Annotated in this window: 24 protein-coding genes; 5 read left to right on the top strand and 19 right to left on the bottom strand. The window is 67.5% G+C overall.

Features of this window, described 5'->3' with window-relative positions; translation table 11 throughout:
- Entirely contained in the window at window positions 1–897 is an 897-nt protein-coding gene (locus tag AC5P5R_RS00545) for a LysR family transcriptional regulator ArgP (protein WP_012479551.1), read from the bottom strand.
- 106 nt (window positions 898–1,003) lie between these two features.
- On the opposite strand from AC5P5R_RS00545, the gene AC5P5R_RS00540 reads away from it, so the two are divergent.
- Window positions 1,004–1,618: a LysE/ArgO family amino acid transporter gene (locus AC5P5R_RS00540; protein WP_043035546.1), complete on the top strand. Its 615-nt coding sequence runs from the start codon at window positions 1,004–1,006 to the stop codon at window positions 1,616–1,618.
- Here AC5P5R_RS00540 and map read toward each other — a convergent pair.
- The 15 genes from map to AC5P5R_RS00465 all read right to left on the bottom strand — a co-directional run bounded on the left by map (window position 1,615) and on the right by AC5P5R_RS00465 (window position 14,257).
- Window positions 1,615–2,397, bottom strand: coding sequence for a type I methionyl aminopeptidase (gene map, locus AC5P5R_RS00535; RefSeq protein WP_172986063.1), 783 nt, complete (start codon window positions 2,395–2,397; stop codon window positions 1,615–1,617). The two genes, AC5P5R_RS00540 and map, sit on opposite strands and share 4 nt — an antisense overlap.
- Before the next feature lie 10 nt (window positions 2,398–2,407).
- Window positions 2,408–2,620 (bottom strand): ParD-like family protein, encoded by a 213-nt coding sequence (locus tag AC5P5R_RS00530; protein WP_005412680.1) that lies wholly within the window; start codon window positions 2,618–2,620, stop codon window positions 2,408–2,410.
- Between the two features lie 68 nt (window positions 2,621–2,688).
- The gene (locus tag AC5P5R_RS00525) at window positions 2,689–3,048 is read right to left on the bottom strand and encodes a bleomycin resistance protein (RefSeq protein ID WP_054171291.1); all 360 of its coding nucleotides are present in this window, start codon (window positions 3,046–3,048) and stop codon (window positions 2,689–2,691) included.
- Window positions 3,049–3,193: 145 nt separating this feature from the next.
- Window positions 3,194–4,078: an arginase family protein gene (locus tag AC5P5R_RS00520; protein WP_100438027.1), complete on the bottom strand. Its 885-nt coding sequence runs from the start codon at window positions 4,076–4,078 to the stop codon at window positions 3,194–3,196.
- Between the two features lie 3 nt (window positions 4,079–4,081).
- Window positions 4,082–5,146: a GNAT family N-acetyltransferase gene (locus tag AC5P5R_RS00515; RefSeq protein WP_100438028.1), complete on the bottom strand. Its 1,065-nt coding sequence runs from the start codon at window positions 5,144–5,146 to the stop codon at window positions 4,082–4,084.
- Between the two features lie 29 nt (window positions 5,147–5,175).
- Window positions 5,176–6,576 carry an aspartate aminotransferase family protein gene (locus AC5P5R_RS00510; RefSeq protein ID WP_005408663.1) on the bottom strand — a complete coding sequence of 467 codons (1,401 nt, stop codon included), beginning with the start codon at window positions 6,574–6,576 and terminating at the stop codon, window positions 5,176–5,178.
- A 63-nt stretch (window positions 6,577–6,639) separates the two neighbouring features.
- Window positions 6,640–7,356, bottom strand: coding sequence for an MtnX-like HAD-IB family phosphatase (locus AC5P5R_RS00505; protein ID WP_005408664.1), 717 nt, complete (start codon window positions 7,354–7,356; stop codon window positions 6,640–6,642).
- 174 nt (window positions 7,357–7,530) lie between these two features.
- Window positions 7,531–8,733, bottom strand: coding sequence for a DegT/DnrJ/EryC1/StrS family aminotransferase (locus AC5P5R_RS00500; protein WP_100438029.1), 1,203 nt, complete (start codon window positions 8,731–8,733; stop codon window positions 7,531–7,533).
- Between the two features lie 10 nt (window positions 8,734–8,743).
- Window positions 8,744–9,142: a DMT family transporter gene (locus AC5P5R_RS00495; RefSeq protein WP_049446815.1), complete on the bottom strand. Its 399-nt coding sequence runs from the start codon at window positions 9,140–9,142 to the stop codon at window positions 8,744–8,746.
- On the bottom strand, window positions 9,139–9,498 hold the full coding sequence (locus AC5P5R_RS00490; RefSeq protein ID WP_012479558.1) for an EamA family transporter: 360 nt from the start codon (window positions 9,496–9,498) through the stop codon (window positions 9,139–9,141). Before AC5P5R_RS00490 ends, AC5P5R_RS00495 begins: the two co-directional genes overlap by 4 nt.
- 1 nt (window position 9,499) lies before the next feature.
- Window positions 9,500–10,336: an alpha/beta hydrolase gene (locus tag AC5P5R_RS00485; RefSeq protein WP_005412675.1), complete on the bottom strand. Its 837-nt coding sequence runs from the start codon at window positions 10,334–10,336 to the stop codon at window positions 9,500–9,502.
- A gap of 79 nt (window positions 10,337–10,415) precedes the next feature.
- Window positions 10,416–11,795 carry a sensor histidine kinase gene (locus tag AC5P5R_RS00480; RefSeq protein ID WP_049446810.1) on the bottom strand — a complete coding sequence of 460 codons (1,380 nt, stop codon included), beginning with the start codon at window positions 11,793–11,795 and terminating at the stop codon, window positions 10,416–10,418.
- Window positions 11,792–12,475: a response regulator gene (locus tag AC5P5R_RS00475; protein WP_005408670.1), complete on the bottom strand. Its 684-nt coding sequence runs from the start codon at window positions 12,473–12,475 to the stop codon at window positions 11,792–11,794. The genes AC5P5R_RS00480 and AC5P5R_RS00475 overlap by 4 nt, the downstream gene beginning before the upstream one ends.
- A 131-nt stretch (window positions 12,476–12,606) precedes the next feature.
- A complete protein-coding gene (locus AC5P5R_RS00470) occupies window positions 12,607–13,734 on the bottom strand; it encodes a metallophosphoesterase (RefSeq protein WP_138927391.1) in 1,128 nt (375 codons plus the stop codon).
- A 73-nt stretch (window positions 13,735–13,807) separates the two neighbouring features.
- Entirely contained in the window at window positions 13,808–14,257 is a 450-nt protein-coding gene (locus AC5P5R_RS00465) for a winged helix-turn-helix transcriptional regulator (protein ID WP_062606841.1), read from the bottom strand.
- 75 nt (window positions 14,258–14,332) lie between these two features.
- On the opposite strand from AC5P5R_RS00465, the gene AC5P5R_RS00460 reads away from it, so the two are divergent.
- Window positions 14,333–15,550 (top strand): MFS transporter, encoded by a 1,218-nt coding sequence (locus tag AC5P5R_RS00460; protein WP_423164505.1) that lies wholly within the window; start codon window positions 14,333–14,335, stop codon window positions 15,548–15,550.
- 82 nt (window positions 15,551–15,632) lie between these two features.
- Here the strand turns inward: AC5P5R_RS00460 and AC5P5R_RS00455 are convergent, their stop codons facing one another.
- Window positions 15,633–17,048, bottom strand: a complete 1,416-nt coding sequence (locus AC5P5R_RS00455) for a GGDEF domain-containing protein (protein ID WP_100438057.1) — start codon at window positions 17,046–17,048, stop codon at window positions 15,633–15,635.
- Window positions 17,049–17,335: 287 nt separating this feature from the next.
- On the opposite strand from AC5P5R_RS00455, the gene AC5P5R_RS00450 reads away from it, so the two are divergent.
- Window positions 17,336–19,585, top strand: a complete 2,250-nt coding sequence (locus tag AC5P5R_RS00450; protein ID WP_049397963.1) for a TonB-dependent siderophore receptor — start codon at window positions 17,336–17,338, stop codon at window positions 19,583–19,585.
- Window positions 19,586–19,630: 45 nt separating this feature from the next.
- On the opposite strand, the gene AC5P5R_RS00445 is transcribed toward AC5P5R_RS00450, so the two are convergent.
- Window positions 19,631–20,557, bottom strand: a complete 927-nt coding sequence (locus AC5P5R_RS00445) for a hypothetical protein (RefSeq protein WP_005408676.1) — start codon at window positions 20,555–20,557, stop codon at window positions 19,631–19,633.
- 221 nt (window positions 20,558–20,778) lie between these two features.
- Here AC5P5R_RS00445 and AC5P5R_RS00440 point away from each other — a divergent pair, with 221 nt between their 5' ends.
- Entirely contained in the window at window positions 20,779–21,759 is a 981-nt protein-coding gene (locus tag AC5P5R_RS00440) for a cation diffusion facilitator family transporter (protein WP_164225464.1), read from the top strand.
- Window positions 21,760–21,797: 38 nt separating this feature from the next.
- Here AC5P5R_RS00440 and nfi read toward each other — a convergent pair whose 3' ends face one another.
- Window positions 21,798–22,472 (bottom strand): deoxyribonuclease V, encoded by a 675-nt coding sequence (gene nfi, locus AC5P5R_RS00435; protein ID WP_049397958.1) that lies wholly within the window; start codon window positions 22,470–22,472, stop codon window positions 21,798–21,800.
- 94 nt (window positions 22,473–22,566) lie between these two features.
- Between nfi and gpmA the strand changes: the two genes are divergently transcribed.
- Window positions 22,567–23,316: a 2,3-diphosphoglycerate-dependent phosphoglycerate mutase gene (gene gpmA, locus AC5P5R_RS00430; protein WP_099497557.1), complete on the top strand. Its 750-nt coding sequence runs from the start codon at window positions 22,567–22,569 to the stop codon at window positions 23,314–23,316.
- The last annotated feature ends 22 nt before the right edge of the window (window positions 23,317–23,338 follow it).

The raw sequence follows: 23,338 nt of genomic DNA, 5'->3' as shown, positions 1-23,338 counted from the left end.
TCAACGAAGGGTGCCGCTGGCCGCAGTACGCAGCGCCTGGGTGATGTGCTGCAGCGTGCTTGAGCGCACGGCGGCATGCTGCCAGTACAACGGCACATCAAGCCAGCGGCGGGGTTCCAGCACCACCACGCGGCCGGCGCGCACAGCGGGCGCGGCCAGGGTTTCCGGGGCCAGGCCCCAGCCGAGTCCGCACGCGGCGGCTTCGACGAAACCGGTGGAGGAGGGCAGGTAGTGTAGCGGCGGCTGCAGCCGCGCGCGGGTCAGGCGACGCACGAAGCGCCACTGCAGTTCATCTTTGCGGTTGAACACCAGCATCGGCGCGCGTGCCAGCGCCGTGGCGTCCATGCCATCGCTGAAGTACTGGCGGGCGAATCCGGGCGAAGCAATCGCTTGGTAGCGCATGGCGCCGAGCGGGTGCACGTTGCAGCCCTTCACCGGCTGGCTTTCGGCGGTGACCGCACCCAGCACGCTGCCGTCGCGCAGCAACCGCAGGGTGTGGTCCTGGTCGTCCATGCGCAGGTCGAACAGGTAGCCATGGCGCTGGTGCAGGTCGGCGATGGCCGGCACGAACCACGTATCGAGCGAATCATCATTGACCGCCAGCGGGATCGGGGTGCGCGCAGCGTCGCTGCTGCCACGCTCGGGAAGCAGCTCGGCCAATGCCTCGGCCTCCAGCGCCTGCATCGGTCGCACTCGGCGCAGCAGCGCCTCACCGGCGGCGGTGGGGCGGCACGGCGCCTGGCGCACCACCAGCACCTGCCCGAGCCGGTCTTCCAGAGCCTTGATCCGCTGCGACAGTGCTGATGGGCTGATCGACAGGCGGCGTGCCGCAGCCTCGAAGCTGCCTTCCTCCAGCACCGCGGCAAACGCGGCCAGTTGCGGGTGTACCAGGTCCATGCCGGTGCCTCTTCAGTTTTCCTGCACAGGATAAAGAAAAATCAGTTTGTCTAAACAAGGCTGTTGGCCGCACCCTGCGCGTCCCCTCGCTGCCTGGCCTGTCCCGATGTGGATTGCCGCTACCGTCGCCGGCCTCTTCGCGGGCGCCGGCCTGATCATCGCCATCGGCGCACAGAATGCCTTCGTGCTGCGCCAAGGCCTGCAACAACGTCATGTGGGCAGGGTGGTGCTGGCCTGCGCCGGCGCGGATATCGCGTTGATCCTGGCCGGCGTGGGCGGCATGGGCGCGCTGGTGCTGCAGTGGCCGTTGCTGCTGCAGGTGCTGCGCATCGGTGGTGCGGTCTTCCTGCTCTGGTATGGCCTGCAGGCCGGGATGCGTGCGTGGCGCGGTGGCAGTGCACTGGCGGCGGGTGACGTGGACGGTGGCGATCGACGGCAGGTGCTGCTGACCTGTCTGGCCTTCACCCTGCTCAACCCGCACGTCTATCTGGATACGGTGGTGCTGCTGGGCAGCCTGTCCACGCGCTACCCGGGCAATCTGCGCTGGGCCTTCGCCGCCGGTGCGTGCGTGGCCAGCGTGGCCTGGTTCTGCACATTGGGCTATGGCGCGCGCCTGCTGCAGCCGGTGTTCCGCAGGCCGGCTGCATGGCGGATGCTGGACACCGGCGTGGCGATCTTCATGTTCTGTCTCGCCACGCTGCTGCTGTTGCGCCCGCTCTAGGCCGCGTCCACCGCGCACTGCGGGGTTTCGCCGGGGCGCAGGGTCAGCACGCGCACGCCGCTGCCGGTGACCGCCACGGTGTGCTCGAACTGCGCCGACAGCTTGCCATCGCGGGTGTAGACCGGCCATTCGTCCGGCTGCTGGCGGATGGCCGGCTTGCCCTGGTTGAGCATCGGCTCGATGGTGAACACCATCCCCTCTTCCAGCACCATGCCGGTGTTGGGATGCCCGTAGTGCAGGATCTGCGGTTCCTCATGCATCTCCTGGCCGATGCCGTGGCCGCAGTACTCCTTCACCACGCTGTAGCGGTGGCTGCGTGCGTGGCGGGCGATGGCGTGGCCGATATCGCCCAGGCGTGCGCCGGGGCGCACCGCGGCGATGCCTTTCCACATCGCCTGGTAGGCGGTCTGCACCAGCCGGCGCGCGGCGTAGTCGACCTCACCGACCAGGTAGGTGGTGCTGGAGTCGGCGATGTAGCCGTTCTTTTCCAGGGTGATGTCGAGGTTGACGATCTGGCCGTTGCGCAGCACGTCGGTGGTGCTGGGCACGCCGTGGCAGATGACGTTGTCGATCGAGGTATTGAGCACATACGGGAAGCCGTACTGGCCCTTGCTGGCCGGCCGTGCCTGCAGCTCATCGACGATCATGCGCTCGACGAATTCGTTGATCTCCATCGTGCTGCGGCCCTGCAGCGGCAGCTGGTCGAGCGCGGCGAACACCTGCGCCAGCAGGCGCCCGGATTCGGCCATCAACGCGATCTCGTCGGGGCGCTTGATGATGCCCATCGGCTCAGACCTGGCCCGGAGGCAACAGCGGCGGCTGCACGCCGGCCGCGCGCAGCTCGCTGGCGACGATGTCCTGGAAGCTCAGCGTCGGGTTCAGCTCGCAGAGCATGCCGACCCGGATCCAGAAGTTGGCCTGGGCGTTGATCGAGCGGCTGGAGACGGTACAGGCACGGCGTAGCTGGTCGTGCAGGGTGTCATCGATGTTGACGATGCCCATGGGCGGTCCTGGTGGAGTGGATATACGAAGCATATATGTTCCGTATATACGCCTCAAGTCCGTCCGATTCAGTCCATGTGGGTGGCAAAGCGCAGGCGGTTGCCGTCGGGGTCGCGCAGCAACATCTCGCGGCTGCCCCACTCGGTGTCATGCGGGGGCTGCTCGATCGGCACGTTGGCCGCACTGAAGGCGCGGTGCAGGTTGTCGACGTCGTCGACGATGAAGTACACCGCGCCGCCGACCTCGCAGTCGCCGCTGTGTTCGGTGAGGAAGATCGTCTGGCCGTCGCGGGTGAGCTGGGCGAACAGCGGGAAGCCCGGTTCGAAGCGATGTTCCCAGTCGACCACGAAACCCAGCCCCTGCACGTAGAACGGCAGCGTGGTGTCGGCGTGGCGCATGCGCAGCTGCGGAATGACGGTCTGGGGCATGGCGAGGGCTCCGGGACGGGAGTCCAGTGTAGTGCCGGCCGCTGGCCGGCATTGGTCTGGTAGATGCCAACCTCGGTTGGCATTGCCGGCCAGCGGCCGGCACTACCGAAGCCACGCCGGCCAGCGGCCGGCACGACCGGCGCGGTCAGCAGGCCGTCGGCACGGCGGCCATCGCCGCCAGCAGTTCGCGATTCACCTGCTGGTGCCGCGCCTGCCAGACGGGAAGGTCCTCGGCGCTGATGTCGGGCTGGCCATCCAGTGACGACAGCCAGCGCTTGAAGCGGCTCTGGTAGTTGGCCAGCGACACTTCCCCGGTGATGTCACTGCCGACCAGGCCGCCGGCACGCAGCGCCTCGATCACCACCAGTGCGTCTTCCAGCTGGAATCGGCCCTGGTCCCAGTTGCTGCGCGCGACGTCCTCGGCGAACACGTCCTTGTCGATCGACAGGTAGGTCGGCTGCGGCGATTTGGCCTGCTCGGCGGCGAACGCGGCGACCAGTCCCTCCGGATGCTCGAAGCGTCGGAATGCACGGCCCATGCCGAGGCGGTGGCCCCAGTCCACGTCCACATCCATGCACCAGTAGGTCAGCCGCCCGCCCATTAGCGGGCGCCAATGGTTTTCCCAGGCGTGGCCGAGGCCGATGTCGCTGGAGGTAATGCCGAGCACATGGATGTGCGAGATCTGCGGCAGCTTGCTGGCTGCATTCACCCATGAGCCACAATGCATGCCGAACGGAAAACGCATGTTGTCCGGATGGTTGTCCAGCACTACCAACTGGAACGGCGCCTGTGTGCGCATGCGGCGCAACAGCGGCAGGCTGAGGTGGTGGAAGTCGCCACTGCCGAGCATGACCGTGCCGAGCTGCGCGGGCAGCGGCGCCAGCACTTCAGTGGCGAAACGGTCCAGGGTGGCATTGCTGCAGGCAAAGCGCAGTGGATCGTGCCACTGCGGCAGGGTCAGGGTCTGCGCCTGGGGCAGCGGCAGCACGCCACCGTCCAGGTCGAGGATCAACGGAGAACGCAACGTCATCGTTCAACCGCCTCCATCAGCTTCGCCCTGCAGGTACGGGGCCAGCCGGCGCAGGGCGGCGCGCAGCAGCGGGGAACGGGCGTGGATCGCGTGCCGGGTGGAGGTGAAGCGGGCGCCCAGTTCGGCCTTGATCCGCGAGTCGGTCCAGCCGGCCACGTAGTGGCTCAGGCCGTGCTGCAGGGCATACTCGAGGTTGTGCATCCAGCTCACCGCGTACAGGTTGTGCTCGCGTGACAGCGGGTAGGCCAGGCCGATGTACTTGTCCACCAGCTTTCCGGCATGCACGTAGCACAGGTTCCAGCCGATCAGCTGCCCTTGGTGGCGGTACAGGAACATCCGTCCCTGGCCCTGGCTGTCGGCCAGCAGGTACTGGAAATAGGTCAGGTCGAGCTGGTCGAAATGCACCGCGCTCTGCGCATACACGCCCAGGTACAGCGCATACAGCTCGGCCTGCAGCCGTGGGTCGGTCAGGGCCGGATCACCGGTGGCGATGCAGTCGATCTGCAGGTCATCACGCGAACGGAGCTTGCGCCGGATGTTCTTGCGGCGCGAGGGCGACAGGCGGCCGAGGTAGCCATCGAGCGAATCGAAATCGATCGCCACCCAGGCAAGCGGCATGCCTTCCAGTTCAACGAAGCCGCGCGCCAGCAAGGCCTGCAGGAACGCCGCGCTGTGCGCGTTGGCCGCGTCGTCCAGCAGCGGTGAATCGATGGCCAGGTCCTTGACCACCAGCAGCCGGGTATCGCCGATCGCGTGACGCGTCACGTCCTCGGCCAGCGCCTCCGGCGCCACGTGCGCCGGCAGCGGCGTGTACTCGGTGCTGGTGGCACCGACGAATCGGGTCTTCCAGGTGATCCAAGGCCGCCACAGGCGCGACAGCGGCAGGCCGAGCAGCTTGCTGCGCAGCGCGTCGTCCATCGTGGTGGTCAGGTCCAGCGGCGCACGGAAAGTCGGCAGGCCGCTGGGAAGGCGGCCTGCCTCGAATCCGAGCGGCGGGTGGGCCAGGAAGCCCTCCAGCAGCGCGGCCGGTTCCAGCGCGGTGCTGGATGCGCGTGACGTCATCTCCATCGGCACGGGAACCGGCAGCGCATCCAGCCTCAGCCCTTGGCCTTGGTCAGCGCCTGGTCGAGCAGGGTGATCGCCAGGTCGATCTCTTCGTAGCTGATGTCCAGCGACGGCGCGAAGGTGATCACGTTCTTGTACCAGCCACCCACGTCGAGCACGAGGCCCATGCGCTTGCCGTCGTGCAGGAGGTCACCGGCCAGGCCGATGTCGACCATGCGGTCCAGCAGTTCCTTGTTCGGGGTGTAGCCGTCGGCCTGGCAGATTTCGGCGCGCAGGGCCAGGCCCAGGCCGTCGACGTCGCCGATTTCCGGGTGGCGCTTCTGCAGGCCACGCAGGCCGTCCAGGAAGTACGCGCCCTTTTCCGGCACGGTGCGCTCGTAGTCCATTTCCTTGCCCAGCTTCAACACTTCCAGGCCCAGGCGGGTGCCCAGCGGGTTGGAGTTGAAGGTGGAGTGGGTGGAACCCGGCGGGAACACGGTCGGGTTGATCAGCTCTTCGCGTGCCCACAGGCCGGACAGCGGGTTCAGGCCGTTGGTCAGCGCCTTGCCGAACACCAGCACGTCCGGGGTCACGCCGAAGTGCTCGATCGACCACAGCTTGCCGGTACGCCAGAAGCCCATCTGGATCTCATCGACCACCATCAGGATGCCGTACTTGTCCAGCACGCGCTTGAGGCCGGTGAAGAAGTTGCGCGGCGGAATGACGTAGCCACCGGTGCCCTGGATCGGCTCGACGTAGAACGCGGCGTACTCGGCCTGGCCGACCTTGGGGTCCCACACGCCGTTGTATTCGCTTTCGAACAGGCGCTCGAACTGCCACACGCAGTGGTCGGAATACTCGTCCGGGGTCATGCCCTTCGGGCGACGGAAGGGGTATGGGAACGGGATGAACATCGCGCGCTCGCCGAAGTGGCCGTAGCGGCGGCGGTAGCGGTAGCTGGAGGTGATCGACGAGGCACCCAGGGTGCGGCCGTGGTAGCCGCCTTCGAAGGCGAACATCAGGCTCTTGCCGCCGCGCGCGTTGCGCACGATCTTCAGCGAGTCTTCAATGGCCTGCGCGCCGCCGACATTGAAATGCACGCGACCGTCGAGGCCGAACTTCTCGTGCATGTCCACGGCAATGGTCTTGGCCAGCTGCACGCGGGTCGGATGCAGGTACTGGCTGGCGACCTGCGGCAGGGTGTCGATCTGGTCCTTCAGCGCGTCATTCAGGCGCTTGTTGCTGTAGCCGAAGTTGCAGGCCGAGTACCACATCTGCAGATCGAGGTAGGGCACGCCCGCACCGTCGAACATGTAGCTGCCTTCGCCGCGCTGGAAGATCTTCGGCGGGTCGACGTAGTGGACGGTATCGCCGAAGGAGCTGTAGCGGGCTTCGTCGGCCAGCAGCTGCGCGTCGGAGGCAGCGGCGTCGGCGTTCTTGTCAAAAATGTTCATGCAGTTCGGTTCCGTGAAGGACGTTCGAAAGGGGCGACGGGGGAGCGTGCTTGGAGGGAGTGCTCAGGCAGTGGCCAGCAGCGGGGGCAGTGCGGCGGGCTGCGGGCGGGCGTCGATGCGACGTGGCTGCAGCAGGCTGCCATCGAGCAGGCGCGGCAACAGTGCGACTGCATCGTGGAAGGTGTCGATGGCGGCATGCTCGATGCCGGCATTCGTGCAATGGGTAATCAGGCGGCGCTTGGCGAACACGAAGTCGGCGTCTTCGGACACGCAGAAATCCGAGCTGCCGTCACCGATCATCAGCACGCGCGGTGCTTCGTTGGCGCGCGCCTGTGCGGCGCAGGTGCACTTGCAGGTGCCACTGCGGCAGCCTTCGGCCTGGTAGGGCGACTCCAGTTCCCAATGGTCTTCGCACCAGCGCAGGTGGTTGGCCACCACCGGCAGCTGCGACAGGCCGTGGTTGGCCAGGATGCGGTGGATCGCATAGTCCAGGCCGTCACTGACGATGCGCAGCGGCAGGCCCAGCTGTTCGGCACGGCTGACAAAGGCGGCGAAGCCCGGATCGATCTGTACCTGGTCCAGATGGGCGTCGAGCGTGGCCGGGTCCAGTTTCAGCAGCCGCACCTGGCCCTGCATGCATTCACGCGAGCCGATCTTTCCCGCTTTCCACTGGTCTTCCAGTTCCTGCCAGCCCGGCTGGCCGTACTTTTCCAGCAGCGAGTCGATGACATCTTCGAGGCTGATGGTGCCGTCGAAGTCACACAGGATGCTCCAGTGCATGGGCAGGTCCGTCGATGAAAGAAACGCCCGGCCCGATGCCGGGGCAGGCTCAATGTAGGCAGGCCGCCTTTCTCGTTCCTTTCCTGTTGAAAGGCTCTTCTGACAGGCTGGGAAAACGTTCAGGAAGGTGCACGGATGAATGCGCGGAGGGCAGGCCACGCGTGCACGTTCGGGTCAGGCGCGGGCCAGGACCTGCAGGATTTCGGCCGTGTCTTCACGGGTCTGCCAGGCGCTGTTGCCCAGGGTCAGCATGCGTGCGGCGAAGTCGAGCGCGTTGGGCATGTCGTCCTGCGGCACGATGCCGCGCAGGTACGTGTAGTCGGGCAGGGCATGGATGAACATGCGGCTGGCGCCGAGACCACGTGGCCACAGGTCTTTCAGCACGGCATCGCGGGCGCGCTGGCTGGGCAGCAGCAGCATCAGCAGTGGCCAGGTGCCACCGCTACCGGCGAGGCCGTCGACCACTTCTACGGCTGGCAGCTGTGCCAGCTGCACGCGCAGCTGCAACGCACGCAGGCGACCGGCCTGCAGGAACGCCGGCAAGCGCCGCGCGGCACGCGCGCCGATGTTCTGCCGCCAGTGGCTGACCCGGTGCTGCGGTATATCAAGCGGGAAAATGTCACCGACCGCTTCTTCCAGATCGTCGCGTTGAAGCGCACTGCGCAATGGATTGCCATACACCAGCGACAGCAGCGAAGGGCGATAGCAGGCAGCAAGGCCGATCAACTGCACGCTGCGCAGCAGCTCCCAGCGCAGGCTGGAGCGAACGTGCTGGACGGCATGTCCGGCCAGCGCGGCACGCAGTTCGTCATCGCGGCTGACCAGCAGGCCGCCTTCGTGCAGGCTCAGGCCCTTGCCGGCGGCCAGGCTGAAGAATCCGATATCGCCGCGCAGGCCGACACTGGTGTTGCCAACGCGTGCGCCGAGCGCCTGCGCGGCATCCTCGATCACCCAGGCGCCGGCGCCGCGCGCAACCTCGCAGGCCAGCTCGACATCGGCGATGCGCCCGCCCAGGTGAGTGGGCAGGATCGCCAGCGTGCGTGCATCGGCCAGGCGCTTGAGCTGGCCAGGGTCGAAATCGAAGTGGCCATGACGGGTGTCGCACAGCTGTACGCGAAGGCCCAGGCTGTGCACCGCGATCGGCACCAGCGGGCAGGTATAGGCCGGCATGATCACGGTGTCGCGCCTTGGCGCGCGCTTGCGCAGCGTACGCAGCGCGATCAGCAGTGCATGCGTGCCGGAACAGGTCAGCTGCAGTGGCGGTGTGCCGAGCTGGCTGGCCAGGACTTCGCGCAGGTCGCCGCCACCGGGCAGGAAATCGCTGGCCTGAATCGGCAGGCCAGCGGTAGGTGGCAGTTCGCGCGCGAACAGGCTCATCGCAGCCCGCTCACGACGTGCTTTCGGCGGGACTGTGCGGGTCGTCCGCTTCAGCGCGGCCGAGGCAGACGATGCCGGCCACGATCAGTACCGCACCTAACAGATGGTGCAGGGTCAGCGGCTCGTTCAACAGCCACGCCGACAGCAGCAGCACGCTGATCACTTCCAGGTGCGAGGCGGCAAACGCGGGGCCGATCGGCGCATGGCGCAGCAGGCTCATCCAGGTGAAGAACGCGCCCACGTAGCCGAGGATGGCGCCGTACACCCACGGCTGCGACAGCACGCGCAGCAGCCAGGCGGTGTTGGCCTCGACCGGCAGCGCGGCGTCACCGGCGTACTTGAAGCACAGCTGGGCCAGCGTGTCGAAGGCCATCAGCAGCGGGAAACCGATCACATACAGGCGCCTCATGAGCCGGCCCCCACCACCGCCACGCCCGCCGTGACCAGCAGCATGCCGGTCACCCGCAGCGGCGTGAGCTTCTCGCGGAACAGGAAACGACCGGCGATCATCAACGCAACGATGTTGATCGAGCCCAGCAGCACGCCCTTGGACAGCGGCACCAGGGACAGGAACGCAATCCAGGCCACGAACTCGAGCACGTAGCAGGCGATGCCGATCCACAGCCAGGGGCGGCTGAGCATGTGTTTCCAGCGTTGCAGTCCTTCGCCTTCCTGCGGATCGCTGGCGGCGGCCTTGAAGGCGAGCTGGCCACCGGTATCGAGTACCACATTGGCCAGCCACAGCAGGGTGGCGAGTGCCCCCATCTCAGGCCACCGCCTTGAGCACGCCCGTGCGTTCACCGATCTCGGTGAAAAAGCGCGCGCTGCGACGGATCACATCGCGGCGTTCGCGATCGATGGTGATCATGTGGTAGCTGTCTTCCAGCACCACCAGTTCCTTCGGGCCGCTGACCCGCGACATCACCAGCTCAGCGTTGCCCATGCTGGCCACATCGTCTTCGCGGGCGTGCATCACCAGGCACGGTGCGGTGACCTGGTGCAGGTGGCGGCGGGTCCAGTTGCTCAGCGCACGCATCTCGGCCAGCGCATGCCAGGGATTGCCCGGCAGGCCGGCGGCGGCGCTGTCGCCGGACAGCATGGCGGCGCTGACCTGCGCGCGCAGGCGCTCGTCGCGCAGGCCGTACGGCGGTTCTTCCATGAACATGCGGTCGCGGCCGATGTTGAAGCGCTTGAACCACGGCAGCAGGAACGAGAAGCGGGCCACGGCGGGAATGTTCCAGCCGTCGTAACGGAAAGTGGCGCCGTACACGCCCACGCCGGACACCCACTCCGGGCGACGTGCCGCCAACGCCAGCGAAAGTACCGCGCCCATCGACAGTCCACCCACGAACAGCTGGTCGACCTTGCCGCGCAGGGCGGCCGCCGCATCTTCCACGCCCTGGTACCACTGTTCCCAGGTGGTCGCCAGCAGGTCATCCACGGTGCCGCAATGGCCGGGCAGCTGCACGCCGTGCACGGTGAAACCGGCGTTGTTCAGCCCTTTGCCCAGCATGCGCATTTCCGCCGGGGTGCCGGTCAGGCCATGGACCAGCAGCACGCCCTGGGGGCCACCGGGGAGGAAGAAGTCGTGCGATTCGGTCACCTGGCGGCTCCGGGACGGAAGTGGGGATGGCAGGATCGCAAGCGCGATTTTCGCCAGCCTTTCAGCGCCCCGGGCCGGGTCAGGGCGCCTTCAGCAGCGGCAGTGTGATGGCGACCTTCAGTCCGCCACCGGGCCGGTTCAGGAAGCTCAGGCGGCCGCCGAAGTGCTCCACCGCCTCGTGCGCGATGGCCAGGCCGAGGCCGGTGCCGCTGGCAGCGGTGCCCGGTGCCCGGAAGAAGCGCTCGCCCAGCCGTGGCATCACATCGTCGGGCACGCCGGGGCCGTTGTCTTCCACATACAGTTCGACATCATTGTCGTCCAGCGCGTGCACGCCGACCGTGACGGTCGCATTGCGGCCGGCATAACGCAGGGCGTTGTCGATCAGGTTGTCCAGCGCTTCCTGCAGCATGGCGCCGTTGCCGAGTACACGCAGCGGATGGGGGCTGCCGCGGTAGCCCAGGTCGATTCCATCACGGATCGCCTCCGGAACGCGCGTGCCGACCCACTGCGGCACCAGCTCGCACAGATCCAGTGCCTCCACGGTATCGGGCACGGTCTGCGCCCGGCTCAGCGCCAGCAGCTGGGTGCTGACCCGGGCCGTGCGCTGGTTGAGCCGGCGGATGTGCTGCAGTGCCTCGCGCACCGTATCGGGGTCACCGTGTGCCAGCGCCTGGTCCACGTGCAGGGCCATGCCCGCCAGCGGCGAACGCAGCTGGTGCGCGGCATCGGCGATGAAGCGGTTCTGCAGGGTGATCATTTCCGCCTGGCGGGCAAACAGATCGTCGATGGTGCTGATCAGTGGCTGGATCTCCTCCGGCACGTCGGCATCGGAGATCGGTGCCAGTTCGCCGCGGCGCTGCGCCAGGCGGGTCCTCAGCGGGGTCAGGATGCGCAGGCCGTAGGTCACGCCGAACCAGACCAGCGCGGCAGTGCCCAGCGCCAGCATGGTCATCAGCGGGATGATGATCATCAGGATCTCGCGCGCACGCTGTCGGCGGTCGGCCATGCTCTCGGCCACCGTCACCGCCAGCTGGTCCTGCGGATCGTTCATCGCCTGCGTGCAGACCGTGGCCATGCGCACCTGCTGGCCATTGAGGTTGCCGTCGTACAGGGCCGGATGCACGCCGGTGCAGTCCTGAGAAGGGGCATACGGGCTGAAGTCGGCATTGCCGCTGAGCGTACCCATGCGGCTGCTGTCGACGTTGAAGTAACGATGGCCGTCGGGGTCGTACTCGATCAGGAAGCGCGCCTGCGGAGACAGGTCGCTGGTCACCGGCATGGTGCTCAGCATCTGCGCGAACGAATGCGTGTCGTCGATCAGGTTGCGGTCGTGGATGCGGTTGGAATAGTCCAGCGCAACGTAGTAGGCCAGGATCGTGTTGAAGGTGAGCAGGCCCAGCATCGGCAGCGCCAGGAAGGCGAGCAGGCGCCGGCGCAGGCTGGGCGGTCCACTGATCACGGGGTGCTGTCGTCCTGCGCGTCTTCCAGCATGTAGCCCAGCCCGCGCACGGTGCGGATGCCCATGCCGCCGGGCTGCAGCTTGCGGCGCAGGCGGTGCAGGGCGATGTCCAGGCCGTTGTCGGTCAGGTCCTGGCCCCAGTCGCACAGCGCTTCCACCAACTGCGCGCGTGACACGATGCGCTCGGCGCGCACTGCCAGTGCCGACAGCAGGCCGAACTCGCGTGCGGTCAGTTCCAGCGACTGGTCATCGATCCACACCCGATGCCCGGCCAGGTCGATGCGAAGGCGGCCGATGCGCAGGTCCGGGTTGCCATTGCTGGTGACCCGGCGCAGCTGGGCGCGCACGCGCGCTTCGAACTCGTCCAGCGCGAACGGCTTGACCAGGTAGTCATCGGCACCCAGGTCGAGCACACGCACGCGCTCGGCCAGGCCGTCACGGGCGGTCACCACCAGCACTGCGAGGCCATCACCGCGCTGGCGCAGGCGCTGCAGCACGTCGCGGCCATCCAGCTGCGGCAGCCCCAGGTCCAGTACCAGCAGCGCGTACTGCGTCGAGCCCAGTGCAGCATCGGCGTGCGCACCGTTGTCGACGTGGTCGACCACGTGCCCCTGCCGGCGCAGCGAGGCGCACAGGCCGGAGGCGATATCCGGGTCGTCTTCAGCAATCAGAACGCGCATGCGCGGGGCTCCTGTAACGGTCAGGCCCACCGGATGGACGGGGTGGGCCTCTCGGCTGCCGAGGGTAGCCGCAAACCGGCTGCAGGTGGAGCGCGCCGGCACCTCCCGGCACCGTCGCGCTGTCTCTCCATTCAGTCCTGCAGGCCCGGCTCACCGAGCGCCAGCGGCACCCGCGAACCATCCAGCAGGCCACGGCTGAGCTTGCCACCCTCGATGAACAGCAGTTCGCCGTTCTCGCCGTTCTTGATGCTGCTGTCGATGGCGATCACGCGGTCGCCATGGAAGCTGCTGACGTGCGGCATCGAAGTGTGGCCGACCACGATGCGCGCGAGCTGCAGGCGGTCGAGCACCTTCTGCACTCCTGCGGTGTCGAGGCGGCCATCGAAGTAGCCGCGGTACCAGATCGGGCTGGTCTTGCCGTCATACAGCGGTGCGGTAGCCGGGTCGGCCTTCACTTCGGCCTTGGGCAGGCCCAGCGAGGCCTGATAGGCCGCGTTGGTGCGTGCCGGGTCCAGTGCCAGCTGCACCGCCTCGGGCGAGATGCCGCCGTGCAGGAACAGGGTATCGCCGATCTTCAGCAGCACCGGGCGGGTGCGCAGCCACTGGCCGATCACCGAGTCGGCGCCATACAGTTGCGGGTAGCTGCGGCCGAGCAGCTGGGCGCTGCGCAGGTACTTCGGGTTGACGTAGCGCAGGTCGTCGTACAGCACCATGGTTTCGTGATTGCCGAGCACGAAGTGCACTGCGCCGCCGGCGGCGGCCGCCTGCTGCTGCAGGCCGTACAGCAGCCAGAAGGCTTCGGTTACCTGCGGGCCGCGGTCGAACACATCGCCGGCGATGACCAGGGTGTCCTTGCCCAGCGCCCAGCGGTCCTGTGCGTCGATGACCTTGTGGGCACGCAGCAGGCGCACCAGCAGCCCGTACTGGCCGTGGATGTCGGACAGCGCCACGATGCGCGGCACGGCCGGCAGCACGGAGACCGACGGAGCATTCGGGGCGGCCACGTGCACGCTGTGTTCGTAGCCGCAACGCGGGGCGATGTCGGCGCCTGCGGCCTGCGTGGCAAGTGTGTGCGACTCGACCTTGTCGTCGCAGATCCAACTGGCCTGCAGCTGGTTGCCCTGGCGGAACACATAGGGGCCATCGGCCTGCTCGTGGTCGGCGGGCGCGGCAACCTCACGGGCCTGCGTGGTTGCTGTGGCGCAGGCCAGCAGCGGCAACAGCAGGGCGGTCAGCAGGGAAGGGCGACAGCGCGACATCGGCGGCATCCAGCGGCGGAAACATCCGATGCTAACCGGCGCGGGCGTCCGTCGGTGTGCGCGAATGGGCGGATCAGGTGTCGCGCCCGTCGCCCTTGAGCTTGCGCACGCGGGTGGCAGTGGGCTGAAGCGGCTGGCCATCGCGCCCGCGCGGCTGCATGTAGGGCAGCGGCCGCCGCGTCGCCAATTCGATCAGCTGCGAATGGGCTTCGCCTGCACCGAAGCGATGGCGCTCTCCCCACTGGCGCAGTGCGACCAGCAGCGGGAACAGTTCCAGGCCTGCGGCGGTGAGCACGTACTCCTGGTAGGCCGATCCATCGGAGGCTGGCTGCAGCTGCAGGATGCCGGCCTCGACCAGCCGGCGCAGGCGGTCGCTGAGGATGTTGCGCGCCGCGCCGAGGCTGCGCTGGAAATCACCGAAGCGGGTGATGCCGTCGAACGCGTCGCGGATCACCAGCAATGCCCAGCGGTCACCGAGCAGGTCGGCACTGCGGGCTACAGGGCAGGGGCTGTCGGCGTGCATGCTGGGCATCTCCGAATGTGGTTGCAGTTTAAAACCAATGGCGATAGCCTGCATCTGGTTTCAAATTGCAACCATATGATGAGTGCCACATCGCTTCCCCGCCCGCTGCTGGTCCTGCTTGCGGCTGCCGCCGGCGCCAGCGTCGCCAACGTCTACTACGCGCAGCCGCTGCTGGATCAGCTTGCACGCGCCTTTGCGCTGGACCGGGCGGTGGCCGGCGCAGTGCTGGCTGCCACCCAGGCCGGCAGCGTGCTGGCATTGCTTGGCCTGCTGCCGCTGGCAGACCGCGGCGACCGGCGACGCCTGCTGCGGCTGCAGTTGATCGCGCTGGTGCTGGCCCTGTTGTGGCTGGCGGCGTCACGCACGGCGAGCTGGCTGTTGTCGGGCATGCTGCTGGCAGGCTTGCTGGGCACCGCGCTGACCCAGGGCCTGATTGCCTATACCGCCATGCTGGCACCGCCCGAGCAGCGCGGTCGCTTGGTCGGTGTGGTGCAGGGCGGCGTGTTCATCGGCCTGCTGCTGGCGCGCGTGGTGTCCGGTACGGTGGCGGCGGCCTTTGGCTGGCAGAGGGTCTACCTGCTGTCAGCGGTGGTGATGGCAGCGTTGGCGGCGCTGCTGTGGCGGCGCCTGCCCGCAGTACCGGTGCCGTCGGTCCCTCCACGCTGGCGCGAGCTGCTGGGCTCGATGCTGGGCATGCTGCGCCGCGATCGAACGCTGCGCGAGCGCGGGCCGCTGGCATTGCTGCTGTTTGCCGGCCTCAATGTGTTCTGGGCGGCGGCACCCTTGCCGCTGTCGGCACCGCCGCTGCACTGGTCAACCGCAGCCATCGGCGCGCTCGGCCTGGCCGGCGTGGTCGGTGCGCTGATGGCGGCGCGGGTCGGACACTGGATGGACCGTGGTTTCGCGCATCGGGTCAGCCTCGGCGCGCTGTTGTTGATGCTGGTCGCGTGGTGGCCGCTGCTGGGCCTGCCGCATTCGCTGTCCTTGCTGTTGCTGGGTGTGGTCGTGCTCGACCTGGGCGGCCAGGCACTGCATGTCTCGAACCAGGCATCGTTGCTGCGTGCACCGGCAGAACAGCATGGGCGCCTGGTGGCGTTGTACATGCTGTTCTATGCGGTGGGCAGCGGTGCGGGAGCGGCGGCGGGGCCCTGGATGCAGGTGCGGCATGGCTGGCCCGCTGTGTGCCTGCTGGGGGCTGGCATCGCGTTGCTGGCGCTGCTGTGGTGGGGAGCATGGCGGGTGGTGGCGTTCAATGCATCGGCTGGCGCGCAAACCGGTAGAGTCGACTGTTAGTCGACTGCTCTTCGTTCCGACGGCGAAAAATCCCGCGCTGCGCGCGATAGTCGACCAGCGGTCGACTCTACCTGTCCTGCCGTCATCGCTGCAGTGCACGCCGCCCTGGGGCTTCCTGCAGGTCCGCGCTGGCGACCACCACGCGGTTGCGGCCGCTGCGCTTGGCCTCGTACATCGCGGCGTCGGCACGTGCCATCAACCGCTCGTAGTCCGGATGACCATCGTGACCGGCCACGCCGATGCTGGCGGTCAGCTCCAGCACCTGGCCATTGGCCAGCGCAACGGGCGATTGCGCGATCTGCCGGCGCAGGCTCTCGGCGATCACGGTCGCCTGTGATTCGCTGGCCGCCACCAGCACCACCACGAATTCTTCGCCGCCATAGCGGAACAGGTAGTCGCTGCCACGCGTGAGCTGGCCGAGCAGGCCGGCCACGTGCTGCAACGCACGGTCGCCGGCATCGTGGCCATGGCCGTCGTTGATTGCCTTGAAATGATCCAGGTCGAGCAGCAGCAGCGAGAACGGTGTGCGGTTGCGCGTGGCCAGCTCGATTTCCCTGCGCAGCACGGTGGGCAGGAAGCGGCGGTTGAGCAGGTTGGTCAGCGCGTCGCTGCCGGCATCCAGTTCGCCGATGCGCTCGAACAGCAGCGTCATCAGGGTGCGGATGGCGGCCAGGTCCTCGCGGATGGCCGGCAGCACCGCCAGTCGCTGCGCCGGAGCATCGCCACTCGCGCGCTGCAGGTGGCCGTCAATGCGGGCCATCAACTGGCCCACCTGCTGCGTTTCGCTGCTTTCGCCGAAGCTGGGGATGCCCTTGTGGGTGAACCACAGGCCGAACTCCGAGGTGGCCAGGCTGGCGTTGTCGCTGGCCTGCACGTGGCCGGCGAGTGCGTAGAGCAGGGCGTTCTCCCAGTCCAGCAGCAATGCGCGCTGGCGCTCGCGTTCGGTACCGACGTTCTGTACCAGCGAGAACAGCCGGTAGGCGGCGTCGGCACGGGTGGAGCGCTCGCGCGCATGGGTGTAGGCCAGGGTCATGCCTTCCATGGCGATGTCCATGATCGCGCTGAGGCAGGCGATGGCGGCGAACGCGGTCGCGCTGTCGGGCGCGTCGTCGCGCAGGCGCACGAACAGCTCGTGCTTGAGCACGCGCGCACCGCGGGTGACCAGGTCGACCGGGATGCCGACCCGTGCGTGTACGTCGCCGATCACCCGCTGCGAGGCGACCGTGGTGGCGATGCCAGCGGCGTCGGTGGTCAGCAGCTGTACCAGCCAGCGCTGCATGGCCGGCTGCAGGCGCTGCTTGACCTGGTCGTGGGACAGGAAGCGGCGTGCGCGCCCGTCCTGCAGCAGCACTTCGTAAAAGCGCTGGGCCAGCGCGGGTGGGGCATCGGTGGCAGCGGCCTTGAGCAGCGCGGTGGCGGCAGGGCCGGCCTGTAGCAGGCATTGCTGCCAGGCCTCGGCCAGCGGCTGGCTGGCATCGTCCAGTTGGGGTGGTTCCACGTCGATCTCTGACTGCGTACGGCAAACCACGGGTATCGGCCGCGGCGGCATACGGTTGATGGCGGGGTAGCCGGCCAGTTTACGCGCGGTGCAGGCTTGCACGGTGCGCAAAGCACATCGACGCCGCTGCGGCAATGAGTGAACGCATTTGAGAATCACTCGCATTGATGGGAGAATGCGCGCACGGAGCGGGCTGCAGGTGCCTGCAGGACGGCTCCGCCTCCCCCCTCGTCGTTGCCTCAAGCCCTTTGCCAGAGGCCCCGCAGCCCTGCCAGAAGGTCCTGATCATGTCTCCTGCCGTTGTCCATTCACCGCGCCCGCTGGCGCTTGCCGTCGCCGCCCTGCTGGCGGGCAGCGCCCTGACCGCCCAGGCCGAAACCGACGCCACCGATATCGACACGGTGCACGTCACCGCCTCGCAGATCGCGCGCCAGGCACTGGGTACCTCGACCATCACCGCCGAGGATATCGCCCGGCGGCCGCCAGCCAACGACATCGCCGAGCTGTTGCGGACCATGCCGGGCGTCAACCTGACCGGCAACAGCGCCTCGGGCCAGTACGGCAACAACCGCCAGATCGACCTGCGTGGCATGGGCCCGGAAAACACCCTGATCCTGGTCGATGGCAAGCGCATCGGCGCACGCGATGCCGTGCGCATGGGGCGCAGCGGCGAGCGCAATACCCGCGGTGACACCAACTGGGTGCCGGCGGAAATGATCGAGCGCATCGAAGTGCTGCGCGGCCCGGCGGCGGCACGCTATGGCTCCGGTGCCTCCGGCGGCGTGGTCAACATCATCACCAAGCGCCCGACCGGCGACCTGACCGGTGCGGTGGACCTGTATGGGCTGGTGCCCGAACACAGCGCCGAAGGTGGCAGCGAACGCGTCGGCCTGCAGCTGAGTGGGCCGATGACCGACACCCTGTCGTTCCGCCTGTACGGCAATCTCAACAAGACCGACGCGGACTCGCTGGAGCTCAACCGCCAGTACGCTACCAACCCCAACGCGGTGCCGCCGGCCGGCCGCGAGGGCGTCAAGAACCGCGATGTCAACGCGCTGCTGCGCTGGGACGTGACCGCCAACCAGGTGGTGGAGTTCGAAGCCGGCACCAGCCGCCAGGGCAACATCTACGCTGGTGATCGCGCGGTCAGCACCACCGGTACCTCGACCGGCGTTGACCTGGCGGCACTGGCCGAGGGCGAAGCGGAGACCAACCGCATGTACCGCAACACCGGCGCGATCACCCATCGTGGCCGCTGGGGCGACGTGACCTCGCGGGTGACAGCTGCGGTGGAGGCGGTGAACAACTCACGCATCAACGAAGGCCTGGCCGGTGGCCCGGAAGGCAGCTTCAACGGCACCGACTGGTCGACCTCGCGACTGCGCAACTACCAGTTGGACGGCGAAGTGAGCTTCCCGACCACGCTGGGTGGTGCCGAGAACATCTGGACGCTTGGCTTTGAATACCTGGACAGCCGCCTGACCGACCCGTACTCGATGAGCCAGTCCAGCAGCAGCGGCGGCGGCATCCCGGGGCTGTCGGGCGATCGTGCGCGGGGCAAGGCCGATGCGCAGACCACCGCCGTGTTCGTCGAAGACAACATCTACCTGGGTGAGCGCTGGATCGTTACCCCGGGCCTGCGCTTCGACCACCACAGCCAGTTCGGCAACAACACCAGCCCCAGCCTCAACGCGCAGTTCCGCATCAACGGCGACTGGGTGGTGAAGGGCGGCATCGCCCGGGCGTTCAAGGCGCCGAACCTGTACCAGTCGAATCCGGACTATCTGTATTACACCCGTGGCAATGGCTGCCCGAATGCACTGCCGAGCCTGGGCGCCGGCTGCTACATGCGCGGCAATGCGGACCTGAAGGCGGAAACCAGCCTGAACAAGGAACTCGGCATCGAGTGGGCACCGCAGAGCGGCTGGCAGGCCTCGTTGACGTACTTCCATAACGACTACAAGGACAAGATCCAGGCCGGCTACACCCAGATCGGCCTGACTGCCGACACCAGGGGCCGGATCTTCCGCTGGGAGAACGCGCCGAAGGCGATCGTGCAGGGGCTGGAAGGCAACCTGGTGATCCCGCTGCTGGGCGAGCAGGGCAACCGCCTGAAGTGGAGCAACAACTTCACCTACATGGTGGAGAACGAGAACAAGCGCACCGGCCAGCCGCTGTCGGTGATTCCGAAGTACACCGTCAACACGATGCTGGACTGGCAGGCCACCGACAAGCTGTCGCTGCTGCTGACCGGCACGTTCTACGGCAAGCAGAAGCCGGCCACCACCAACATCAACAATGATCCGCGCTGCACCGGCAGCTGTGACCCATCGATCGCACTGCAGGATCGCGGTGCGTACAACATCTGGGGCGTGAGCGCGCGCTACAAGGTGACCGAGACGGTCAGCTTCGGCTTCGGCGTGAACAACCTGGCCGACAAGCGCCTGTTCCGCGAGGCCAACAGCAGCGATGCCGGCGCGGCGACCTACAACGAGCCGGGCCGCGCGTACTGGGCCAGCCTGCGCTTCGGGTTCTGACCCGATGAGGCCTGCGCCGGGGCGTTCCCCGGCGCAGCCTGAAGGCTACTTCACCTGCCGGCAATCGCGCAGGTGGACGCCACCGGTGTCCATCTTGTCGACCACGCCTTCCAGTTTCACCCAGTCGTTCTCGCGCAGGGTGGCGCCCAGCGCCATCTGATCCGGCGCGAGCGCACAGTGCACGGTGAAGTTGGCGTTGTTGTCGTCGTTCGACTGGCGCCCGCCGATGCCACCGATGCCCTTCATCTTGGTGACCAGATAGCCCACCTCGAAGGTCTTGGCAAAGCGGTTGGGCTGGGCGGTGTAGACCTGGCCATCGATGATGAAACGACGGCCGAAATACTTGACGAGCAACGGCTGGTACATCGCATCGGTATCCGGCGGGGTGCTGGTGCCGGAGAACAGTGCCCTGAGCGGTGCGGTGTTGATTTCCCGCTGCAGCCGCTTGGCGTCCTTGCCCATTTCGGTGGACATGCCGACCGCAGTGGCCTGGATCGGCTTGTCGAAACCGCTGGAGACACGCACGGCTTCTGCGATCGCCTCGCCTTCCGGGCCGGTCTTGAGCTTGTCCAGCCAGCCACACAGCGCGCTGCGTGCGTCCTCTTCCTTGGCGGTCTGCCCGCGTGACAGCTTGGTGCCAACCACCACGTTGCCGCCATTGGAGGCGGTGATGATGCTGACCAGCGGCATCTTGGTGTCGGTCTGCAGCACGTACATCTGGCCTTCGGTCTCGGTGATGACATCTCCGCTGACGAAGTTGTTGCCCTCATCAAGCGCTGCCTTGCGCAGCTGGCCCAGGGCGCTGCGGGGCTTCAGGCCGGGGAGGGTGACTTCGGAGGTGAAGAACTGGCCATTGCGGGGATCGCCTACCGCCTGGAAATTCTGCTGGCAGGTCTTGGCCGAGGCGCTTGCGGCCGTGCCCAGCGCGCAGGCCACGGCGACGGCGACCCAGGGGGTCTTGGTAGTCCACATGTTCCGGATTCCTTGTGCTTGGGTGTCCATTGCGGGCCGCAACGCCGAAGCGGTCTGGCTGCCCGTTCCCCATCCAGAGGGGATGTGGTCATCATAGTGTGGCCCGGCACGGGCGCAAGCTGCGGCGAGCCGCGACGTGCAGTCTGCAATGTTATAAACACCGTGATAGTTTCCCCACGGCCGCCGGCGTAGCCTGCCTCCATCGCAAAGGAGCTGTTGCCATGGGCCACGACCACGATCACCTGCCATCCGAGATCCGCCACGAGAAACCCCTGTGGTGGGCGCTCGGCCTGACCTCCACCTTCCTCCTCGTCGAAGTGGTGGGCGCGTTCTGGACCAACAGCCTGGCGCTGTTGTCCGACGCAGCACACATGGCCACCGACGCGCTGGCCCTGATGATCGCGCTGGTCGCGGTGCGGCTGAGCCGGCGCCCGCCGGATGCGCGCCGCACCTACGGCTATGCGCGCCTGGAAGCGCTGGGCGCGATGATCAACGGCGCGATGCTGTTCGTGGTTGCCGGCTACATCCTGTGGGAAGCCGTCGGGCGCTTCAGCAAGCCGCAGGAGATCGCCTCCACCGGCATGCTGGTGATCGCCTCGGCCGGCCTGGTCATCAACCTGATCTCGATGCGCCTGCTGCAGGCCGGCAGCGGCGAGAGCCTCAACGTGAAGGGCGCCTACCTGGAAGTATGGGCGGACATGCTCGGCTCGGTGGCGGTGATTGCCGGTGCGGTGCTGATCCACTTCACCGGCTGGAAGCCGATCGATCCGATCCTGGCGGTGCTGATCGGCCTGTGGGTATTGCCGCGCACCTGGGTGCTGATGCGCGAGGCGATCAACGTGCTGCTGGAAGGCGTGCCCAAGGGCATGGACGTGGCCAAGGTGCGCGACAGCCTGTCCAGCCATGCCGCGGTAATGGACGTGCATGACCTGCACGTGTGGGCGCTGGCCTCCAGCACGCCGGCGCTGACCGCGCATGTCGTGATGCGCGACGGCACCGATGCCGATGCGCTGCGCCGTGAGCTGAGCGGGCGCCTGCACGATGACTTCGGCATCGAGCACGTGACACTGCAGCTTGAAGCGGACCACTGCGGCGAAGCCTGTGGTGAGCCGGCGCCGGTGAAGGGCGGCGAGCATGAGGGCCATGAGGGGCACGACCACGGCGAGGACGCACAGGGCCATCGCGGCCACGTGCATCATTGAATGAAAATGAAAGCCGCACCGGGGAATGCCCGGTGCGGTCATTCGTCCCGTCGCGAGGCCAGCCGATCCGCCAGCCGGGTCGGCTCCGGCAGCCGGTAACCGCGCAGGGTGCGCTGCACCCAGTCCAGCGCGGTATCGGCACTGACCCGATGGCCGCCGGCCACGAACAGCGGCTTGCAGCGCACCTTGCTGCGCAGCACCCAGCCGAGCTGCTCGTCACCGTCCATCAATGGCGTATGCGCGCCTGCTTCGGCACCTGGTTCGACGAACCGGCCCACCAGTTTCGACTTGGCCACGCCGATGCTCGGCAGGTCGGTGACCACGCCCAGATGCGCGGCCACGCCCAGTCTGCGCGGATGGCTGATGCCGTGGCCATCGACGAACACCAGATCCGGCGCCCGCGGCAGCAGTGCCAGCGCGGCCAACAACGCTGGCAGCTCGCGGAAGCTGAGCAGGCCGGGAATGTACGGCATCACCGTGGGAATGCGCGCTATTTCCTGCGCCACGGGCTGCAATGTCTTCGCATCCAGCAGGACCGCTGCGGCGCGGGTGGTGGCACCGTTGTCCTCAAAGCCCACATCCAGCCCGGCCAGCCAGCGCACGTCGTTGGGCAGGCGGTCCTGGCGCTCCACGCGGCCGGCCAGCTGGAGCTGCTGCGCGCGGGCCGCGGCGACGCTGCCTTCCCAGCGCCCGGGGTCGATCACCGTATTCATTGGCCACAGCATCGCATGGGTGGCGCCACGGCCCGGTGAGTGGCGGCCGGGGCTACAATGGCGGCCTGCCTTTCCTCGCGTTGGAGACCCTGCAGTGACCCGTAAACTCGTACTGTTGCGCCATGGCCAGAGCCAGTGGAACCTGGACAACCGCTTCACCGGCTGGGTCGATGTCGACCTGACCGAGCAGGGGCGCCGGGAAGCGGCCGCCGCCGGTCGTCTGATGCGTGAGGAAGGCCTGCAGTTCGACGTCGCCCACACCTCCGTTCTCAAGCGCGCCATCCACACCCTGCAGGGTGCACTGGCCGAGCTGGAGCAGGACTGGCTGCCGGTGAACAAGTCCTGGCGCCTCAACGAGCGTCACTACGGCGGCCTGCAGGGCCTGGACAAGGCCGAGACCGCCGCCAAGCACGGCGAGGAGCAGGTCAAGGTGTGGCGCCGTTCGTACGACATCCCGCCGCCGCCGATGGAGCTGGAAGATCCGGGCCACCCGATCCATGACCGCCGCTACGCCGGCCTGGACCGCAACGCGCTGCCGGGCACCGAATCGCTGGCCACCACCCTGGATCGCGTGCTGCCGTACTGGCACGACGCGATCGCGCCGCAGCTGAAGGACGGCAAGACCGTGCTGGTCACCGCCCACGGCAACTCGCTGCGCGCGATGTACAAGTACCTCAACAATGTCTCGCGCGAGGAAATCCTCGAGCTGAACATCCCGACCGGCATCCCGCTGCTGTTCGAACTGAACGACGACCTGACGGTGCAGTCGTTCCGCTACCTGGGCGACCCGGAAGCGGCGCGCAAGGCTGCTGAAGCCGTGGCCAACCAGGGCAAGGCGAAATAAGTAGATACCCACCGTTGGTGAG

It is taken from the genome of Stenotrophomonas sp. YJH_SMC_19 (assembly GCF_059367915.1).
The sequence above is the reverse complement of the archived record's forward strand: the minus strand, read 5'-3'. Positions and strand labels throughout refer to the sequence as shown.

Excerpts from the sequence above, each read along its gene's own strand:
- AC5P5R_RS00440 (WP_164225464.1), top strand. The coding sequence starts at position 20,779 with ATGGGCCACGACCACGATCACCTGCCATCCGAGATCCGCCACGAGAAA.
- AC5P5R_RS00475 (WP_005408670.1), bottom strand. The coding sequence starts at position 12,475 with ATGCGCGTTCTGATTGCTGAAGACGACCCGGATATCGCCTCCGGCCTG.
- AC5P5R_RS00470 (WP_138927391.1), bottom strand. The coding sequence starts at position 13,734 with ATGTCGCGCTGTCGCCCTTCCCTGCTGACCGCCCTGCTGTTGCCGCTG.
- nfi (WP_049397958.1), bottom strand. The coding sequence starts at position 22,472 with ATGAATACGGTGATCGACCCCGGGCGCTGGGAAGGCAGCGTCGCCGCG.
- AC5P5R_RS00520 (WP_100438027.1), bottom strand. The coding sequence starts at position 4,078 with ATGACGTTGCGTTCTCCGTTGATCCTCGACCTGGACGGTGGCGTGCTG.
- AC5P5R_RS00500 (WP_100438029.1), bottom strand. The coding sequence starts at position 8,733 with ATGAGCCTGTTCGCGCGCGAACTGCCACCTACCGCTGGCCTGCCGATT.
- AC5P5R_RS00465 (WP_062606841.1), bottom strand. The coding sequence starts at position 14,257 with ATGCACGCCGACAGCCCCTGCCCTGTAGCCCGCAGTGCCGACCTGCTC.
- AC5P5R_RS00540 (WP_043035546.1), top strand. The coding sequence starts at position 1,004 with ATGTGGATTGCCGCTACCGTCGCCGGCCTCTTCGCGGGCGCCGGCCTG.
- AC5P5R_RS00525 (WP_054171291.1), bottom strand. The coding sequence starts at position 3,048 with ATGCCCCAGACCGTCATTCCGCAGCTGCGCATGCGCCACGCCGACACC.
- AC5P5R_RS00495 (WP_049446815.1), bottom strand. The coding sequence starts at position 9,142 with ATGAGGCGCCTGTATGTGATCGGTTTCCCGCTGCTGATGGCCTTCGAC.
- AC5P5R_RS00450 (WP_049397963.1), top strand. The coding sequence starts at position 17,336 with ATGTCTCCTGCCGTTGTCCATTCACCGCGCCCGCTGGCGCTTGCCGTC.
- AC5P5R_RS00545 (WP_012479551.1), bottom strand. The coding sequence starts at position 897 with ATGGACCTGGTACACCCGCAACTGGCCGCGTTTGCCGCGGTGCTGGAG.
- AC5P5R_RS00530 (WP_005412680.1), bottom strand. The coding sequence starts at position 2,620 with ATGGGCATCGTCAACATCGATGACACCCTGCACGACCAGCTACGCCGT.
- AC5P5R_RS00490 (WP_012479558.1), bottom strand. The coding sequence starts at position 9,498 with ATGGGGGCACTCGCCACCCTGCTGTGGCTGGCCAATGTGGTACTCGAT.
- AC5P5R_RS00445 (WP_005408676.1), bottom strand. The coding sequence starts at position 20,557 with ATGTGGACTACCAAGACCCCCTGGGTCGCCGTCGCCGTGGCCTGCGCG.
- AC5P5R_RS00515 (WP_100438028.1), bottom strand. The coding sequence starts at position 5,146 with ATGGAGATGACGTCACGCGCATCCAGCACCGCGCTGGAACCGGCCGCG.
- AC5P5R_RS00510 (WP_005408663.1), bottom strand. The coding sequence starts at position 6,576 with ATGAACATTTTTGACAAGAACGCCGACGCCGCTGCCTCCGACGCGCAG.
- AC5P5R_RS00460 (WP_423164505.1), top strand. The coding sequence starts at position 14,333 with ATGATGAGTGCCACATCGCTTCCCCGCCCGCTGCTGGTCCTGCTTGCG.
- AC5P5R_RS00505 (WP_005408664.1), bottom strand. The coding sequence starts at position 7,356 with ATGCACTGGAGCATCCTGTGTGACTTCGACGGCACCATCAGCCTCGAA.